Genomic DNA, 17,512 nt, shown 5'->3' on the forward strand with positions numbered 1-17,512 from the left:
CCCGCCACACCCGACTCCGCGTCCGAAGCGGTCACTGTCACCGTCGCGCTGGACACGTAGTTCCCGGCGGAGTCCTTGGTTCCGGACACTGTCGCCGACGTGTCCGGCGCAGTGGTGTCGTCGCCGGGCGCGGCGGTGACGATGAGCTCACCCGTCATCATCTGGTGGCCCGGCATCGCGCAGAAGTAGCGGTAGACGCCAGGCGTGAGGGTGACTTCGGCCGTGTGCCTGCCTCCCTCGGAGTCGAAGGGGCTCGCCAGGATGTTGAGGCTGACGTCGTTGTTGTAGTCGGGGTTCGAGGCGTCGAATGTCAGGGTGTGCGTCAGCCCCGTCGTGTTGCCGGTCGCCGCGCTACTCTCGAACACAATGGTCGCCTTGCCCGCCACCGCGGTGGTGGGGGCTGACGTGTACTTCATGTAGTCGTCGCCGGCCGTCCAGGTGAGCACCTGGGTCGCTGCGGTCTCCTCCGCGCGATTCACCGCCGCGTACGCGGCCGGAGCGGCCAATGCGAAAGCTGTGAAGACAACGGCCATCAGCGCCATCAGCATCGGATGCTCGCTGAATCGGTCACGTAGCGCGGATCTCGAGGGGGGCGGATCCGTCTGGGCATGGAGCAGTCTTCTGAACACCGCTGCACCTTTCGGGAATTCGCTTGTGCGGCACCGCGCAGGACTCGCGGTCCCGCCGGGTGGACGATCAGCCGCCGGGATGAGCGCGTTCGAGACGCGAGTACTCCGCTCACCGGACCGGCGCCCTGGACGGAACGGGGCGAGTGCCGCGCTTCGGTAGTCGCCCGCGCGCGACGACGGCAGGGCCGCCGTCACTCACGCACAGGCGGCATCCGCCCCTGTCGCTGCGAGGCCGCTGGCACCGCGAACCCGAGGGCGGGGTTCACGCAACCTCTTTACCATGCGGCAACGAGGGGAAGTTAGCGGGTCTTTTGACTATCCGCCAAGACCTATGACGAGAATCCAACCAACTTTGACCTGAGACTGGAAAAACTGGATGCGTGCCCGCTACGGTGTCCAGGTCCCGAGGCGAATCCCCATCGCCCAGCCGATCCGATCCCGGCCGTAGCCGGCACATCGAGCCAAGCCGGACCGCTTCCACCGGGGTCCGGCCAAGTCGGACCGTCTCCACCGGAGTCCGGTCCGACGACCGCCCCGCCTGCCTCGCGGGGCCGAACGCCCGGCGCACCACCGCGTACCGCCGTGACGGGACAGCTGCCGTCGGCGGCGACTCACACCACGACGACGAAAAGCCTTCGGGCACCTTCGCGTTTCGAGGATTGGAGAGCGATGACCGACTCAGGCGCAGGCAAGAGACACCTCTTCTCCCGGCGAGCGTTCGCCACCGGCGCAGCCGCCGCGGCGGTCGTGCCCACGGTGCTCGGCACCTCCGCCGCCGCCCCGAAGGACAAACCCGGTGAAGGAAGCGGTAAAGGAAACGACAAGGGCACCGTCCGTGAGCTGACGCTGTACATGGAGAACCTGCCGAACGGGCAGATGGGCTACGGCCTGGAGCCCGGCAAGGCGTCGATTCCCGGCCCGCTCATCGAGCTGACCGAGGGCGACACGATGCACATCGAGGTCGTCAACAACCTGAGCGTGGCCGCGAGTCTGCACGTGCACGGCGTGGACTACGACGTTGCCAGCGACGGCACCAAGATGAACGACAGCGTCGCCGAGCCGGGCGGCCGGCGGACCTACGTCTGGCGCACCCACGCCCCGGGACCGAACCACGACGGGACGTGGGAGGCCGGCAGCGCCGGCTACTGGCACTATCACGATCACAACGTGGGGACCGAACACGGCACGGGCGGCCTCAAGAAGGGCCTGTACGGCCCCGTGATCGTGCGCCGCAAGGGCGACGTGCTGCCCGACAAGCAGTTCACGGTCGTGTTCAACGACATGACGATCAACAACAAGGCCCACCACGACACCCCCACCTTCACGGCCGTCCGCGGCGAGCGGGTGGAGTTCATCGTCATCACCCACGGGGATTTCTTCCACACCTTCCATGTGCACGGCCACCGCTGGGTGGACAACCGCACCGGGATCCTGCAGGGTCCTCAGGACGTGAGCCGGGTCATCGACACCAAGACCGTCGGCCCCGCGGACTCCTTCGGGTTCCAGGTGATCGCGGGTGCCCGGGTCGGCGCAGGTGCCTGGATGTACCACTGTCACGTCCAGAGCCACGCGGACATGGGCATGGCCGGGATCTTCCTCGTGACCGAGGCCGACGGCACGGTCCCCGGCGGCATGCCCCACCACTAGAAGGCAACGGCGGGGTCCTGATGCGGGCTCCGCCCCCGAAGCCACGCCCGACAGGCCTGCCTGACGGCCTGACGGGCGTGTACCAGCCTGCCGCCGGTCGGTCCTCGCCCGCCAGGACCGGAGGAGAACCTGACCTCCCTGCTCCGGCACCCCTCCTTCCCGGGCAGCGTGACCGCCCGCCGAAAGCCGCCTCGCCCGGCGCATGCCGGGCGGGGCCCCTGCGGCAGCCCTCGCTCCAACCCCCTGATCACTCTTCCGTTGCCGGATCGAGTCAAGGAGCAAACATGGGCAAGAGAGACCGGTTCGCCCTGTCAAGACGAAGCGGATCGCCACCGTCGCGTGCTGCGGGGACCTCTCGTCACGCGTGGCCCTGGCGCCGCGCGGTCGTTCTGTTGTCAAGCGCCGCACTGACCATGGGGCTGTCCGCGCTGCCTTCCGTGCAGGCACAGGCGCAGCAGCCCGTCGAAAGCGTCAGCCAGGACCAGGGCGCCGCCATCGACACCCAGGTGAACGTCCTGGTCTTCCACGGACCGGCCGCCAAGCAGGACGACCCGGTCAAGAAGGCCACGGCGGCGATCGAGAACCTCGGCGAGAAGAACGGGTTCAAGGTCGTCGAGTCCGAGGACGCGAGCGTGTTCAACACCGCCGACCTCGCCAAGTACCGAGGGGTGGTGTTCCTGTCGGCCGATGGAGTGGCGCTCAACGCCGAGCAGGAAGCCGCGTTCCAGTCGTACATCAACAACGGAGGTGGCTTCGTCGGCGTCCACGACGCCGCCCGGGCCCAGTCCGACTCCTCCTGGTTCACCGGGCTGATCGGCACCCGCCCGGCCCTGGGCCTCCCCGACCCCGAGAAGGTCGTCGAGAGCGCGGCCAACGGGGACAACCCGCCGAACGAAACCAAGGACAAGCTGTTCGACGGCAAGAACGACACCAAGTGGCTGGCCCGTACGCCGACCGGCTGGGTCACCATGAAGCTGGACAAGCCCGTCGCGGTGGTCAACTACGCGTTGACCTCAGCCAACGACTCCTCGGGACGGGACCCGAAGGACTGGAAGCTGCAGGGCTCGGAGGACGGTGAGACCTGGAAGACCCTGGACACGCGGACCGGCGAGACCTTCTCGTCGCGGTTCCAGACCAGGCAGTTCCAGTTCACCAACAGCACGGCCTACCAGCACTACCGGCTGGATATCACCGCCAACAGCGGTGAGCAGCTGACCCAGTTGGCCGAGCTGCGGCTCTTCAGCGCCAAGCCGACGCCCCCGCAGGATTCCAAGGTCCAGCAGGCCGTCGTCAATGTGACGGACCGTCAGCATCCCGCCAACAAGGGACTTCCGCTCAACTGGACCCGCTCCGACCAGTGGATCAACTGGGACCCCAACCCGATCGGCAAGGTCCACACCATTGCCCAGGTCGAGGAGGGGAAGTACAAGCCGGGGCTCAGCGCCAACGGCCCGTTCCACCCGATCTCGTGGTGCCGGGACTACGAGGGCGGCCGGTCCTTCTACACCGGCATGGGCCGCACCGAGGAGAGCTACACCACCGACACGAAGTTCCAGAGCCACCTCCTCGGCGCCATCCAGTGGACCACCGGCATGGTCCGCGGCGACTGCCAGGCGACCATCGCGTCCAACTACAAGACCGAGCGGCTGACCGCCCAGAACCAGGCGGGGCAGCTCGACCAGATCGGTGAGCCGCACGGTCTGACCATGGCCCCCGACGGCAAGGCCTTCTACATCGGCAAGGCCGCCTGCCCGTCCGGCCCGATCAGCTCCTGGAACGACCCCAAGGTCGGCCTGGGCTGCGGCACCATCCACCAGTGGGACTCCAAGACCAAGCAGGTCAAGCTGCTCACCACACTCGATGTGATGGGCAACCGGGGCAGCGGTGACGAGCTGGTCAAGAACGAGGAAGGCCTCGTCGGCATCACCCTCGACCCGAAGTTCGAGAAGAACGGGTGGATCTACGTCTACTGGATGCCGCACGAGTCGATCGACCGCGACAAGCGGATCGGCCAGCGGACGGTCTCCCGGCTGACCTACGACTTCGCGACCGAGTCCATCGACCAGTCCACCCGCAAGGACCTGCTGCACTGGGACACCCAGATCCACAGCTGCTGCCACGCCGGAGGCGGCATGTCCTTCGACAAGGACGGCAACCTCTACATCGGATCCGGTGACAGCAACTCCTCCGGCGGCTCCAGCGGCTACTCCGGGAACAACTGGACCCAGGACTACAAGGGTGTCTCCTTCCAGGACGCCCGTCGCACCTCCGGCAACACCAACGACCTCAACGGCAAGATCATCCGCATCCACCCCGAGCCCGACGGCACCTACACCATCCCCAAGGGCAACCTCTTCCCGCCGGGCACGGCCAAGACCCGTCCCGAGATCTACGTGATGGGTGTCCGCAACATCGCACGGCTCTCCGTCGACCCGGTGCACAACTGGCTGAACGCCGGCTGGGTCGGACCGGACGCGGGAGCGTCGAACCCCGAGTTGGGCCCGGCCAAGTACGAGACGGCCACGGTCATCACCTCGGCGGGCAATCAGGGCTGGCCGTACTGCATGGGCAACCGGCAGCCGTACCGCGACCGCAGCAACACCGACGCCAGTGTCCTCACCGGCTGGTACGACTGCGACCACCTCAAGAACGAGTCGCCGCGCAACACCGGCCTGGTGGACATCCCGCCGGCCCGCGACAACATGATCTGGTACTCGCCCCAGGGCGGCGGCCCGGTCTTCCCCAAGCGCTCCGACGGCAGCGGTGTCCCGAGCTACGTCGACAGCGAGGCCACCTACACCCAGCCGTACCTCAAGGGCGGCGGCCAGGCCATCATGTCCGGTCCGACCTACCACCGCTCCCAGGTGGACACCAAGAGCGGTGTCGCCTGGCCGGCGTACTGGGAGGACAAGTGGTTCATCGGTGACGAGTCCAACGCCAACAACCGGGTCGCGGTGACCCTGGACCCGGACCACGTCAAGGACCAGGGCGCGCCGGCCTTCGGCGAGGACCTGCGCAGCATCATCGCGCCCGGCAGCGGCTCCACCCAGCTGCAGAGCTGGATGGACGCCAAGTTCGGTTCCGACGGTGCGCTGTACATGCTCGACTACGCGGGCGGTTTCTTCAGCCTGCACTCCAACCAGAAGCTCATCCGCATCACCTACCAGGGCGGCCCGGCCACCCCGAAGCCGCAGGACGCCGGGGCGCGCGTCATCACCCAGAGCAAGCCCAAGACGGTGGCGTTCTCCGGTGCCAAGGTCGGCGGTGTGGCCTGGGAGTGGGACTTCGGTGACGGCAGCGCGCCGTCGCACGAGGCCAACCCCACGCACACCTACGCCGACTACGGCACGTACCACGCGAAGCTGACGGTCACCTACGCCGACGGCGAGAAGGCCACCGCGACGTTCGACGCCGAGGCCGGCTGCCCGGCGCCCGACGCCCGTCCGACCGTCAAGCTGCTCGACACCGACACCGGCGTGGCCAACCACCGCGCGGGCGGCGACTGCACTGTCAATGACCTGATCGACGACGAGGCGTCCTGGCCGAACCACGGCGAGTTCGTCAGCCACGTCAACGCCGTGGTCAACGACCTCCGCAAGGAGGACGTCCTCGACAACCGCGAGTCGGCGGCAATCAGCAAGGCGGCGGCGCAGAGCAAGATCGGCAAGGTCGCCGGGTACCAGCCCCTCTTCGACGGGACCGCGGCGAGCCTCGCCGACTGGCGGCAGGCCGGCCCCGGGAAGTTCTCCCTCCAGCCCGACGGCACCATCCGCGGCTCAGGCGGCCTGGGCATGCTGTGGTACGCCAAGCAGGAGCTCGGAGACTTCTCGGTCAGGCTCCAGTTCCGGGACATGGCTCCGGGCAACGGCAACGCCAACAGCGGTGTCTTCATCCGGTTCCCGGACCCGCGGACGCCGCTGGCCGACCGTCCGGCCGGCAGTTGCGGGACGGTCGGTTCGGCTCGCACCGCCCCCGAGTGGCTCGCGATCTACTGCGGTCAGGAGATCCAGATCTACGACGGGACCACGGGCGAGGTCCAGAAGACCGGCTCGGTGTACAACTTCAAGCCGCTGGGCCTGGACAAGGCGGGGGTGACCCCCAAGGGCCAGTGGAACGACTATGAGATCCGCGCGGTCGGGCAGCACTACACGATCATCCGCAACGGCGTGGTGATCAACGAGTTCGACAACACGCCCGGCAAGTCGTCGTCCCGGGCGGGTGACCCGCCCACGGACCTGCGTCAGTTCCTCAGCGGGTACGTGGGGTTGCAGAACCACAGCAACAACGACCTGATCGAGTTCCGCAACATCCGGGTGCGGAACCTGTAGTCGCGAGCGGTCAACCCGAAGCGTGACTCCGGGGGAGGCTACCCCCTCGGACACTCGCTGTAGCGGCACGGAGGCGAGGGCCGCGGCCTTGAGGTCGCGGCCCTCGCTGCGTGTCACCACAAGTGAATAGTTCTACGGGCGATGGTTAAGCGCTGCTGCAGCAATGACGGCCCCGAGTCTGCCGGGCTCGGGGCGCACTCGGCCCGCCGTACGGCGCAGGGTGCAGAGGATCAGTTCTCGGAGGCTGCGTCGCCGGTCGGGGGGTCACCGGCAATCCGCTCATGGTGCCTGATCACTTCGGCGATGATGAAGTTCAGGAGCTTCTCGGCGAAGGCGGGGTCGAGTTTCGCGTTCTCGGCGAGGCGGCGCAGGCGGGCGATCTGTTCGGTTTCGCGGGTCGGGTCGGCCGGGGGCAGTTTGTGGTTGGCCTTGAGGTGGCCGACCTGCTGGGTGCACTTGAAGCGCTCGGCGAGCATGTGGACAACAGCGGCGTCGATGTTGTCGATGCTCTCGCGGAGCCGGTTCAGTTCCGCGCGTACGGACTCGTCGATGTCGCCTGTGGTCATGGTCGTCGAGCTTACGGCCTCCCCCGCGACAGGGAGTGGGCTCCCTGCCGTGGGGGAGGCCGTCAGGCGCCCGGGGTCCTCGCGGTGATCGTCGGTGGGTGTTCGGGGTCGGGGACCTGGTCGCTCCAGCCGCCGGGAACGGCGCGGCCCTGTTGTTCGCGGAAACGGACGGGGGCGGTGCCGACGCGGCGGGCGAAGAGGCGGGAGAAGTAGGCGGGGTCGTCGTAGCCGACGCGGCGGGCGACCGCGGCGACGGGCAGGTCGGTTGCGGCGAGGAGTTCTTTGGCTCGGCCGAGGCGGATGCCGAGGAGGTAGTCCTTGGGGCTGCAGCCGGCGCCGCGGCGTACGGCGGTGCGCAGTTCGGCGGGGGTCATGCCGTGGCGGGCCGCGTGTTCGGCGACGGAGAGGGGCTGGAATGCGTCGCGGGCGAGGGCCTGGAGGACGGGGTCGCCGTCGGGGCTGACGTCGGCGCGGGCGCGACGCAGGGCGACGAGGAGTTCGTGGACGGCGGCGCCGGTCTCGACTTCGAGGAGGGGATTGCCGCGTCTGGCGGCGCGGACCATGCGGCTGACGGCGGCGCGTGGTCCTGCGGTGTCGGCGAGGGGGACGAGGGGGCGGTCGGGTTCGATGTAGCCGAGTTCGGTGTAGGTGGTGGTGGCGGGGCCGGTGAAGTCGACGAAGGCTTCGTCCCAGCCGGTGCCGGGGTCGGCGCCGTAGTGGTGCGGGGTGCCGGGGGTGAGCCAGATGAGGCTGGGGGCGGTGACGGGTGTGCGGCGGCCGTCGGGGCCGCTGAACCAGCCGCTGCCGGAGTTGATGACGACGGCGACGTGGTGGTCGAGGGTGCGGGGGCCGACGGTGGGCAGGGCGCCGTGTTGCAGGCCGACGCCCAGGCAGACGAGGCCGAGGCGGTGGTGGAGCGGGCTGGGCGTGAAGAATCGCATCCAGGTGTGGTAGGTCGGCATCGGCTTTCCTTCCTCCGCTCGGCTCCCGGGCTCGACTCCGCCGGGCTCGCTTCGGCTCGGTCGGCCGCGGTGATCTGCGCATTGTGTCCAAACAGCAGTGATCTTTGTCCATGGACCGGCTGCACGCCAGGGGGCGAGGGTGGATGGAACATTCCTCCCGGGTTCGCCCGCTCCGTGGTGCGTGCCGTTGTGCGGCCCCGGGGTGTGCGGCCCCGGGGGTGGGACCGGCGCAACAGGAGAGTACGAGCACGATGGCTGATTTCACCGTGGGGGACGACCACTTCCGGCTCGACGGGAAGCCCGTACGCCTGCTGTCGGGGGCGCTGCACTATTTCCGGGTGCACGAGGCGCAGTGGGATCACCGGCTGTCGATGCTGCGGGCGATGGGCCTGAACTGTGTGGAGACGTACGTTCCGTGGAATCTGCATGAGCCGGAGCCCGGGGTGTTCCGGGATGTGGCGGCGCTCGGCCGGTTCCTGGATGCGGCGCACCGGGCGGGGCTGTGGGCGATCGTGCGCCCGGGTCCGTACATCTGTGCCGAGTGGGAGAACGGCGGGTTGCCCGCGTGGGTGACGGGCCGGTTCGGGCGGCGGGTGCGGACGCGTGATGCCGGGTATCTGGAGGCGGTCGAGCGGTGGTTCGCCGAGTTGTTGCCGCAGGTGGTGGAGCGGCAGATCGACCGCGGCGGCCCGGTGGTCATGGTTCAGGTGGAGAACGAGTACGGGAGCTACGGAACCGATCGGGTCTATCTGGGGCGGCTGGTGGAGGTGCTGCGCGGGCACGGGGTGAGTGTGCCGCTGTTCACGTCGGACGGGCCGGAGGACCACATGCTGACGGGTGGTTCCGTGCCGGGGTTGCTGGCGACGGCGAATTTCGGCTCGGGGGCGCGTGAGGCGTTCGAGGTGCTGCGCCGGCATCAGCCGGAGGGTCCGCTGATGTGTATGGAGTTCTGGTGCGGCTGGTTCGAGCACTGGGGTGCCGCGCCGGTGGTCCGGGATCCGGCGGAGGCCGCGGAGGCGCTGCGGGAGATTCTGGAGTGCGGGGCATCGGTGAATATCTACATGGCGCACGGGGGGACGAATTTTGCGGGCTGGGCGGGGGCGAACCGCTCGGGTCCGGTGCAGGACCAGGATTTTCAGCCGACGGTGACGTCGTACGACTACGATGCGCCGATCGACGAGTACGGGCGGCCGACGGAGAAGTTCTGGCTGTTCCGGAGGGTCTTGGCGGAGTTTGCGGACGGTCCGCTCCCGGAGCTGCCGCCGGAGCCGGCCGGGCCCCCGGCGCCGGTGCGGGCGGAGCTGACCGGGTGGGCGCCGCTGTCTGTGGTGCTGGAGGTGCTGGGCGACCCGGAACGGGCGGAGTCCGGTGTTCCGCCGACGTTCGAGGAGCTGGGCGTGGACCGGGGCCTGGTGCGGTACGAGGTCGCGGTTCCGGGTTCGCGACGCCCGTATGCGCTGGGTGTGTCCGGGCTCCGGGACCGGGCGGTGGTGTATGTGAACGGGGTCCGGGAAGGCGTGCTGAGCGGCGAGAGCGCCACCCTCGACGAGCCGGTGGCCGGGCCCGCGTCGGTCGAGCTGTGGGTGGAGTCGCTGGGCCGGGTCAATTACGGGCCGCGGCTGGGTGAGCCGAAGGGCATCACGGGCGGCGTCCGGCACGAGCGGCAGTATCTGCACGGGGTGCGGGCGCGGGCGCTGCGGCTGGCCGCTTTCGAGGAGCCGGGTGCGGTGGACGCGGTGCCGTTCGGGGCTGTCGCCGAGAGGGGTCGTGCCGGGCTGTACCGGGGTTCGTTCGAGTCGGCGGTTTCGGGGCGCGCGGGTCTTCCGGATCATGCGGGGATCGAACTGCCGGGCTGGACGCGCGGGTTCGTCTGGGTGAACGGTTTCTGTCTGGGCCGGTACTGGTCGGCGGGTCCGCAGCGGACGCTGTATGTGCCGGGTCCGGTTCTGCGGGAGGGCGTCAACGAGGTGTGGGTGCTGGAGGTGGAGGGCGCCGGGGATCCGTGGGTGGAGCTGGGTCCGGGTGTGCCCGTCCGGACGGGCACACCCGGGGGTGCGCAGGGCTGATGCGGTGGGGCCGGTCGGGGCGTCGGAGTGTGGCTGCCGCGGAGGCGATGGTCGGTCTTAAGCGTGGGCAGGTCGATGGGTTTGGCGAGCTTGATGGGAGTCGACGCGGAGCGTCGGTGACCGACGACAACGCCGCACGCGGAGTCGCAGGGCGTCGGGAGCCCACTCCCTGTCGCGGGGGAGGCCGTTACAGTGGAAGCCGGTTGAGCGTCACGGATGGGGGGTGCGGACGTGACGGACGGCGGCCCGGTGGTGCATGGCTTCCCTCATCTGGACATCGTCCGGTCCGCGATCACCGCGCTGTACCGGAGGCTGTCGTACGACGGTGTGCGCAGGTACGCCCCGAGCCTGTTGCCCGCCGACGCGGCCTTCTCCGACCAGGACGATCTGCATCTGGGGGCGCAGCGCGTGGCGCGGGCGATGGTCCGGCATCTGCATCTGCCGGATGCCCGCATGATCGTCGGGTTCCGGGCGATGGAGCATGCGGGGAGTGTCGAACTCGCGGCGGGGCCCGAGTACTTCATCGAGCTCAACGACCGTTTCCGCACTCATCGCAGGGACATCGGTGCCGCGCTGTCGCACGAGGTGATGCATGTGCTGTTGCACCGGCTGGGTCTGGAGTTCCCCGGTACGCGGGACAACGAGATCCTGACCGACACGGCGGCGGCGTATCTGGGGGCGGGCTGGCTGCTGCTCGACGCGTTCCGGGAGGACGCCGCCTCCAGTCAGAAGCTCGGCTATCTCACCCCGGAGGAGTTCGGGTATGTGCTGGCCAAGCGGGCGTTGGTGTTCGACGAGGATCCGTCGCCGTGGTTCACGAGTCCGCAGGCGTATACGGCGTACGTGAAGGGGCGGGCGCTGGCGCTGCGGGACGGGCAGCAGCCTCCGCTGGTGGCGGCGGGCTGGGCCGGCCGGCACCGTTATGCGAAGGACCGGCGGTACGCCCAGGACCATGCGGGGGCCGCCGTGACCTCCGGGGTCCCGTACCGGTTCGAGGGGGGTCCGGGGGGTTGGCGGGTCTCGTTCGCCTGCCCCACCTGCCACCAGCGCATCCGGGTACCGGTCCGGGGCCGGGTGCGGGCGCGGTGCGGGTTGTGCCGCACGGTACTGGACTGCAATACCTGAGCCCGTCGGGGCCCTCCGTCGTAGAGTCGATGGGTGGCAGAAGATCCGATGACGGACACGCGGAACCTGTTCGAGGCCCTGTACGAGGGTGAGGACGCCGTCGTGCGGCTGCTGCGCGCGGGGGCGCCCGCCGAGTCGGTCGACGAGGACGGTGCGACGGCGCTCTATCTGGCGGCGGTGTCGGACCGGCCGGGTGTGGTGCGGCTGCTGCTGGCGGCGGGCGCCGATCCGGACCGGGCGTGCGGGCCCGAGGCGGGCGATCTGCCGATCTGCGGGGCGGTGTGCGGCGGGCACACGGAGGTGGTCGAGGCGCTGCTGGCGGCCGGGGCGCAGCCGGATCTGCGGGAGCAGTTCGGGTTCACGGCGCTGCGGTGGGCGGTGGGTCTGGGTCATGCGCGGATCGCGGAGGTGCTGCTCGCCCATGGGGCGGACCCCGATCTGCCGGGACCGGGGCCGGGGCATGAACCGCCGCTGGTGTTCGCGGTACGGCGCGGGTCGCTGGAGACCGTGCGGGCACTGCTGCGGTACGGGGCGGGTGCGCGGGCCGGGGCGCTGGAGGAGGCGCTGCGGGAGGCGCGCCGGATGCTTGCGCTGGATGTGGAGCAGGAGATGCGGCGCGCGCTCCGGGAGATGTACGGGGACGGGCCGGGGATGGTGGTGCGCCGTACGCCGGTGGACGGCGGGGAGACGGTGACCGTCGAACTGGTGCGGGACGGGGTGCCGTTCGCGGGGCAGGAGCAGCAGACGGGGCACGGTGCGATCGCCACGGTCCTGGAGGGGGAGCTGGGTCTGCGGACGCCGTACGCGGAGCTGGCGGCGCGGGCGCTGCGCGGCGGGAACCCGGAACTGGACAACTGGCACGAGGCGGTCGAGGTGCTGTGGTGGCGGGGCGACGAGGAGACGTTCCAGGCGGGCGCCGCGTGGTGCGCGAGCGACGGTGAGCCGTTGCGGCAGGCGTTCGGTGCGGATGTGCTGGCCCAGCTCGGTTTCCGCACCGGGTCGAAGCCCTTTGCCGCCCGTTCGGTTCCGCTGCTGCGGGAGCTGGCGCGGGAGGCGGCTGATACGGAGCTGATCCAGTCGGCGGTGCTGGGGCTGGGGCGCCATGGGGATCCGGTGGCCCTGCCGGATGTGCTGCGGCATGCGCGGAATCCGGAGCGGGTGGTGCGCCGTGCGGTGACGCTGGCGCTGTTCGACCTGGTCTCCGGTGACCATGCGGAGGGGGTCGCGGCGCTGGTGGGGCTGAGCCGGGACACCGATGCGGAGGTGCGGGACTGGGCTACGACGGCGCTGGCCGCGCTGGACGCGGACACGCCGGTGCTCCGCGCGGCGCTGGCGGAGCGGCTGGACGACGCGGATCCGGACACGGTCGCGGAGGCGGCGCAGGGCCTGGCGCGGCGTCAGGACCCGCGGGCGGTACCGGTGTTGGAGCGGTTGCTGCAGGAGTCGGAGCCGGACGGTTATGCGCGGGCGGTGGCGGTCGACGCGGCGGCGTCGGAGCAGCCCCGCCCTACCGCGCCCCGTACACCGGCTCCGCCGGCACCGCCTGCGCCAGCAGCTTCCGGGCGGCCTCCCCCGCCTCCGCGGGCGCCCACCGTGCCCCCCGGTCCGCGGTGGATCCGGGGCGCCAGCCCTCCATCACGGTGATGCGGCCCCCCTCCGCCTCGAAGACCCGTCCGGTCACTCCGTCGCTCGCGTCCGAGCCCAGCCACACCACCAGCGGTGACACGTTCTCCGGGGCCATCGCGTCGAATGCCCCGGTCCCCTCCCCCGGAGCCGCCATCGTCTCCGCGAACGTCTGCTCGGTCATCCGGGTCCGGGCCGCCGGGGCGATGGCGTTGACCTGGACGCCGTACCGGCGCATCTCCGCCGCGGCGACCAGGGTCAGGCCGACGATCCCGGCCTTCGCCGCGGCGTAGTTGCCCTGGCCGACGCTGCCGAGCAGGCCCGCGCCGGAGCTGGTGTTGATCACCCGGGCGGTCGGGGTGCGGCCCGCCTTGGTCTCGGCCCGCCAGTGCGCCGCTGCGTGCTTCAGGGTCAGGAAGTGGCCCCTCAGATGGACTCGCAGCACTGCGTCCCAGTCGTCCGCGTCCAGGTTGACGAGCATGCGGTCGCGCAGGAATCCCGCGTTGTTGACGAGTGTGTCCAGCCGCCCGAACGCGTCCAGTGCGGTCGCGATCAGCGAGGAAGCGCCCTCCGGCGTCGCGATGTCTCCTCCGTGGGCCACCGCCTCGCCGCCCGCGGCGGTGATCTCGTCGACGACGTCCCGGGCCGGTCCGGCGGACCCTCCGTCGCCGTCGAGTCCGACACCCAGGTCGTTGACCACGACCTTCGCCCCCTCGGCGGCGAACGCCAGCGCATGGGCCCGGCCGAGCCCGCGCCCGGCGCCCGTCACGATGACGACGCGTCCGGCGCAGATCCCGGTGTCGTGTGCGTCGCTGCTTGCGGTCATCTCACATCTCCTTGTTGGCGATGCGGGGGCAGGCTGCTACCTTCCCACCTAACAAATGTTTGGTGGAAAGGTAGCTGATCCGCTCATGGGTGTCTCCACCTCCGGCCCCGCCCCAGGCATTTCCGTCGTCACCGTCGACTGTCCGCCCGTCAACGCACTGCCCGTGCAGGGCTGGTACGACCTCGCCGACGCACTCCGCGCCGCGGGCCGCGATCCCGAGGTCCGGTGCGTCGTCCTGGCCGCCGCCGGGCGCGGCTTCAACGCGGGTGTCGACATCAAGGAGATGCAGCGCGACGCCGGGCACGACGCCCTGATCGGCGCCAACCGCGGCTGCTTCGAGGCCTTCGCCGCGGTGTACGAGTGCGAGGTGCCGGTCGTCGCCGCGGTGAACGGCTTCTGCCTCGGCGGCGGCATCGGTCTCGTCGGGAACGCCGACGCGATCGTGGCGAGCGACGACGCGACGTTCGGCCTGCCGGAACTGGACCGGGGTGCGCTCGGCGCCGCGACCCATCTCGCCCGGCTCGTCCCCCAGCACCTGATGCGCGCGCTGTACTACACCTCGCGCACCGCCACGGCCGCCGAGCTGCACGCCCACGGCTCCGTCTGGAAGGTCGTCCCGCGCGCCGAACTCATGTACGCGGCAATGGAGTTGGCGAGGGAGATCGCCCGTAAGGACGGGTATCTGATCCGGCTCGCCAAGGCCGCCATCAACGGCATCGACCCGGTGGACGTACGCCGCAGCTACCGCTTCGAACAGGGCTTCACCTTCGAGGCCAACCTCAGCGGAATCGCCGGCCGCGTCCGTGACACCTTCGGCAAGGAGGCATGACCGTGACCGACAAGACCATGACGGCCGAGGAGGTCGTCTCCCGGCTCAGCAGCGGCATGACGATCGGCATCGGGGGCTGGGGCTCGCGCCGCAAGCCGATGGCCCTGGTACGGGCGCTGCTCCGGTCCGGGATCACCGGTCTCACCGTGATTTCGTACGGTGGCCCCGACGTCGGCCTGCTCGCCGCCGCCGGAAAGATCCGCACGCTGGTCGCGGCCTTCGCCACGCTCGACTCGATCCCGCTCGAACCGCACTTCAGGGCCGCCCGCCAGCGCGGCGCCTTCGAACTGAGGGAGATCGACGAGGCGATGTTCATGTGGGGACTGCACGCCGCCGCGAACCGGCTGCCGTTCCTGCCGGTCCGGGCGGGCATCGGCTCGGATGTCATGCGGGTCAACCCCGGTCTGCGTACGGTGCGTTCACCGTACGAGGACGGCGAGGAGTTCGTCGCGATGCCGGCCCTGCGGATGGACGCGGCGCTGGTCCACATGAACCGCGCCGACCGGTCCGGAAACGGCCAGTACCTCGGTCCTGACCCGTACTTCGACGACCTGTTCTGCGAGGCCGCCGACACCGCGTACGTCTCCTGCGAACGGCTCGTGGAGACCGCCGAACTGACCGCGGAGGCCGCCCCGCAGACCCTGCTCGTCAAGCGGCACTCGGTCACCGGCGTCGTCGAGACCCCGAACGGCGCGCACTTCACCTCCTGCGCCCCCGACCACCCGCGCGACGAGGCCTTCCAGAGGGCGTACGCCACCGCGGCGGCGGACCCGGACGCCTGGGCGGCGTTCACCGACCGGTTCCTGCCGGCGGACGGTGACGAGAAGAGCTACCAACTGGCCGTCCGGACCTGGCACGAGGAGCAGAAGTGACGACGACCCCCGGGCCCCGGGCCATCACCCGGGCCGAGTACTGCGTGATCGCCTGCGCGGACGCCTGGCGCGACAACGGCGAGGTCCTCGCCAGCCCGATGGGCCTGATCCCGTCCCTCGGCGCCCGCCTCGCCAAGCGCACTTTCTCGCCCGATCTGCTGCTCACCGATGGTGAAGCGATGATCGTCGACCTCGACGGCACGCCCGAGGGGTGGCTGCCGTACCGCCGGCACCTCGCCATGGTGACCGGCGGCAAGCGACACGTGATGATGGGCGCCGGCCAGATCGACCGGTTCGGCAATCAGAACATCTCCTGCATCGGCGACTGGGAACAACCCGTCCGTCAGCTGCTGGGCGTACGCGGCGCGCCCGTCAACACCCTCAACAATCCAGTCAGTTACTGGGTTCCCAAGCACTCCCCCCGGGTGTTCGTCGAGCGCGTCGACATGATCAGCGGGGTCGGCTACGACAGTGCGGCGGCCGCCGGACCGTCGGCGACCCGCTACCACCGCATCCCACGCGTCGTCACCGACCTCGGCGTCCTCGACTTCGCCACCCCGGACCGCTCGATGCGCCTCGCCTCGCTGCACCCCGGCGTCACCGTCGACACGGTGCGCGCGGCGACCGGCTTCGCGCTGACGATCGCCGACGACGTCCCGTACACCCGCGAGCCGACCGCCGGCGAACTCCGGCTGATCCGCGAGGTCATCGACCCGATGGGCACACGCGACCACGAGGTCAGGGGCTGATGGACGCGGCGGATCCGATGCGGACCCCGCTCACCGAGCTCGTCGGCGTGCGCCACCCGATCGTGCAGACCGGCATGGGCTGGGTCGCCGGTCCCCGCTTGGTCTCCGCCACCGCCGAGGCGGGTGCACTCGGCATTCTCGCCTCGGCGACGATGACCGTGGAGCAGCTGCGCGCAGCGGTGCGGGAGGTCAAGTCCCGTACGCAGGCACCGTTCGGAGTCAATCTGCGCGCCGACGCCGCTGATGCGCGCGACCGGGTACGGATCATCATCGACGAGGGCGTGAAGGTCGCGTCGTTCGCGCTGGCCCCGTCGAAGGAGCTGATCGCGGAGCTGAAGGACGCGGGGGTGGTCGTCGTCCCGTCGATCGGTGCCCGGCGCCACGCCGAGAAGGTCGCGGCGTGGGGTGCGGACGCGGTGATCGTGCAGGGCGGCGAGGGCGGCGGGCACACGGGCGACGTGGCGACGACGGTGCTGCTGCCGCAGGTGGTGGACGCCGTGGACATTCCGGTGATCGCGGCGGGCGGCTTCCACGACGGCCGCGGTCTGGTCGCGGCGCTGGCGTACGGGGCGGCGGGCATCGCGATGGGTACGCGGTTCCTGCTGACGTCGGACTCGACGGTCCCGGACGCGGTGAAGGCACGCTATCTGGCGGCGGGCGTCAAGGACGTCACGGTCACGACGGCGGTGGACGGGCTGCCGCACCGGATGCTGCGTACGGAGATGGTCGCCGCGCTGGAGAACGCGGGCCGTACCAGGGCGCTGGCCCAGGCGGTGCGCCGGGCGGCGGGTTTCAGACGGATCTCGGGGCTGAGCTGGTCCCGGATGGTGCGCGACGGCATGGCGATGAAGCACGGCAAGGACCTGTCGTGGAGCCAGGTGCTGCTGGCGGCGAACACGCCGATGCTGCTGAAGGCGTCGATGGTCGACGGCCGGACGGATCTGGGTGTGATGGCGTCGGGTCAGGTGGCGGGCCTGATCGAGGACCTGCCGAGCTCCGCGGAGCTGGTGGAACGGGTGATGGAAGAAGCGCGGGAGGTACTGAAGGGACTGCCTCGGGTGTAGGGGCGGGGCGAGGTGCCCAGGTCCGTCCGGGGGCCGCCCCCCAATTGCCGGTCGGTCCAAGCCGGACAGGCGGATGGATCCAGCCTGTCCGGCAACCCCGGACCGGGGTCCGGGGCAGAGCCCCGGGGGGGGGGGGGGGCGGGGGGGGGGGCGGGCGCGCGCGGGGGGGGGCCCCCCCCGCGCGCCCCCCCCGCGCGCGGGCCGGGGGGGGGGCGCGCGCGCCCCC

Annotated in this window: 11 protein-coding genes and 4 pseudogenes; 11 read left to right on the plus strand and 4 right to left on the minus strand. The window is 70.5% G+C overall.

Annotation, left to right across the window (positions count from 1 at the left end; genetic code table 11):
- On the minus strand, positions 1-548 hold a 548-nt coding region (locus tag ACWD6R_RS14105), incomplete at its 3' end, for a cupredoxin domain-containing protein (protein ID WP_451818919.1).
- A 750-nt stretch (positions 549-1,298) separates the two neighbouring features.
- Between ACWD6R_RS14105 and ACWD6R_RS14110 the strand changes: the two genes are divergently transcribed.
- From ACWD6R_RS14110 to ACWD6R_RS14125, 4 genes and pseudogenes are all read left to right on the plus strand, one after another.
- Positions 1,299-2,276, plus strand: a complete 978-nt coding sequence (locus ACWD6R_RS14110; RefSeq protein WP_451818920.1) for a multicopper oxidase domain-containing protein — start codon at positions 1,299-1,301, stop codon at positions 2,274-2,276.
- 413 nt (positions 2,277-2,689) lie between these two features.
- Positions 2,690-3,508 (plus strand): annotated as a pseudogene (locus ACWD6R_RS14115) (ThuA domain-containing protein); the annotation flags it as partial.
- A 3-nt stretch (positions 3,509-3,511) separates the two neighbouring features.
- Positions 3,512-5,461, plus strand: a pseudogene (locus tag ACWD6R_RS14120) (ThuA domain-containing protein); the annotation flags it as partial.
- Between the two features lie 9 nt (positions 5,462-5,470).
- Positions 5,471-6,604: pseudogene (locus ACWD6R_RS14125) on the plus strand (family 16 glycoside hydrolase); the annotation flags it as partial.
- A gap of 230 nt (positions 6,605-6,834) precedes the next feature.
- On the opposite strand, the gene ACWD6R_RS14130 reads toward ACWD6R_RS14125, so the two are convergent.
- Complete coding sequence (locus ACWD6R_RS14130; protein WP_366690334.1) at positions 6,835-7,170, minus strand: chorismate mutase; 336 nt, start codon at positions 7,168-7,170, stop codon at positions 6,835-6,837.
- 62 nt (positions 7,171-7,232) lie between these two features.
- Positions 7,233-8,132 carry a helix-turn-helix domain-containing protein gene (locus tag ACWD6R_RS14135; RefSeq protein WP_451818921.1) on the minus strand — a complete coding sequence of 300 codons (900 nt, stop codon included), beginning with the start codon at positions 8,130-8,132 and terminating at the stop codon, positions 7,233-7,235.
- Between the two features lie 251 nt (positions 8,133-8,383).
- Here ACWD6R_RS14135 and ACWD6R_RS14140 point away from each other — a divergent pair, with 251 nt between their 5' ends.
- The 3 genes and pseudogenes from ACWD6R_RS14140 to ACWD6R_RS14150 all read left to right on the plus strand — a co-directional run.
- Positions 8,384-10,198: a glycoside hydrolase family 35 protein gene (locus tag ACWD6R_RS14140; RefSeq protein ID WP_451818922.1), complete on the plus strand. Its 1,815-nt coding sequence runs from the start codon at positions 8,384-8,386 to the stop codon at positions 10,196-10,198.
- A 216-nt stretch (positions 10,199-10,414) separates the two neighbouring features.
- Positions 10,415-11,323, plus strand: a complete 909-nt coding sequence (locus ACWD6R_RS14145; protein WP_451818923.1) for a hypothetical protein — start codon at positions 10,415-10,417, stop codon at positions 11,321-11,323.
- A 48-nt stretch (positions 11,324-11,371) separates the two neighbouring features.
- Positions 11,372-12,796, plus strand: a pseudogene (locus ACWD6R_RS14150) (ankyrin repeat domain-containing protein); the annotation flags it as partial.
- Positions 12,797-12,830: 34 nt separating this feature from the next.
- Here the strand turns inward: ACWD6R_RS14150 and ACWD6R_RS14155 are convergent.
- On the minus strand, positions 12,831-13,772 hold the full coding sequence (locus tag ACWD6R_RS14155) for an SDR family oxidoreductase (protein WP_451818924.1): 942 nt from the start codon (positions 13,770-13,772) through the stop codon (positions 12,831-12,833).
- A gap of 85 nt (positions 13,773-13,857) precedes the next feature.
- On the opposite strand from ACWD6R_RS14155, the gene ACWD6R_RS14160 reads away from it, so the two are divergent.
- From ACWD6R_RS14160 to ACWD6R_RS14175, 4 genes are read left to right on the plus strand one after another with little or no spacing between them, the layout of a single operon-like run.
- The gene (locus tag ACWD6R_RS14160; RefSeq protein ID WP_451818925.1) at positions 13,858-14,601 is read left to right on the plus strand and encodes an enoyl-CoA hydratase family protein; all 744 of its coding nucleotides are present in this window, start codon (positions 13,858-13,860) and stop codon (positions 14,599-14,601) included.
- On the plus strand, positions 14,598-15,473 hold the full coding sequence (locus ACWD6R_RS14165; protein ID WP_451818926.1) for a CoA transferase subunit A: 876 nt from the start codon (positions 14,598-14,600) through the stop codon (positions 15,471-15,473). The genes ACWD6R_RS14160 and ACWD6R_RS14165 overlap by 4 nt, the downstream gene beginning before the upstream one ends.
- Positions 15,470-16,222 (plus strand): CoA-transferase subunit beta, encoded by a 753-nt coding sequence (locus ACWD6R_RS14170; RefSeq protein ID WP_451818927.1) that lies wholly within the window; start codon positions 15,470-15,472, stop codon positions 16,220-16,222. Before ACWD6R_RS14165 ends, ACWD6R_RS14170 begins: the two co-directional genes overlap by 4 nt.
- Before the next feature lie 17 nt (positions 16,223-16,239).
- Positions 16,240-17,286: an NAD(P)H-dependent flavin oxidoreductase gene (locus tag ACWD6R_RS14175; RefSeq protein WP_451818933.1), complete on the plus strand. Its 1,047-nt coding sequence runs from the start codon at positions 16,240-16,242 to the stop codon at positions 17,284-17,286.
- Positions 17,287-17,512: the final 226 nt, after the last annotated feature.

It is taken from the genome of Streptomyces sp. NPDC005151 (assembly GCF_053599875.1).

What these genes read in the sequence shown, in the direction of transcription:
- ACWD6R_RS14110 (WP_451818920.1), top strand. Translation starts at nt 1,299, where the DNA reads ATGACCGACTCAGGCGCAGGCAAGAGACACCTCTTCTCCCGGCGAGCG.
- ACWD6R_RS14130 (WP_366690334.1), bottom strand. Translation starts at nt 7,170, where the DNA reads ATGACCACAGGCGACATCGACGAGTCCGTACGCGCGGAACTGAACCGG.
- ACWD6R_RS14135 (WP_451818921.1), bottom strand. Translation starts at nt 8,132, where the DNA reads ATGCCGACCTACCACACCTGGATGCGATTCTTCACGCCCAGCCCGCTC.
- ACWD6R_RS14140 (WP_451818922.1), top strand. Translation starts at nt 8,384, where the DNA reads ATGGCTGATTTCACCGTGGGGGACGACCACTTCCGGCTCGACGGGAAG.
- ACWD6R_RS14145 (WP_451818923.1), top strand. Translation starts at nt 10,415, where the DNA reads ATGGGGGGTGCGGACGTGACGGACGGCGGCCCGGTGGTGCATGGCTTC.
- ACWD6R_RS14155 (WP_451818924.1), bottom strand. Translation starts at nt 13,772, where the DNA reads ATGACCGCAAGCAGCGACGCACACGACACCGGGATCTGCGCCGGACGC.
- ACWD6R_RS14160 (WP_451818925.1), top strand. Translation starts at nt 13,858, where the DNA reads ATGGGTGTCTCCACCTCCGGCCCCGCCCCAGGCATTTCCGTCGTCACC.
- ACWD6R_RS14165 (WP_451818926.1), top strand. Translation starts at nt 14,598, where the DNA reads ATGACCGTGACCGACAAGACCATGACGGCCGAGGAGGTCGTCTCCCGG.
- ACWD6R_RS14175 (WP_451818933.1), top strand. Translation starts at nt 16,240, where the DNA reads ATGCGGACCCCGCTCACCGAGCTCGTCGGCGTGCGCCACCCGATCGTG.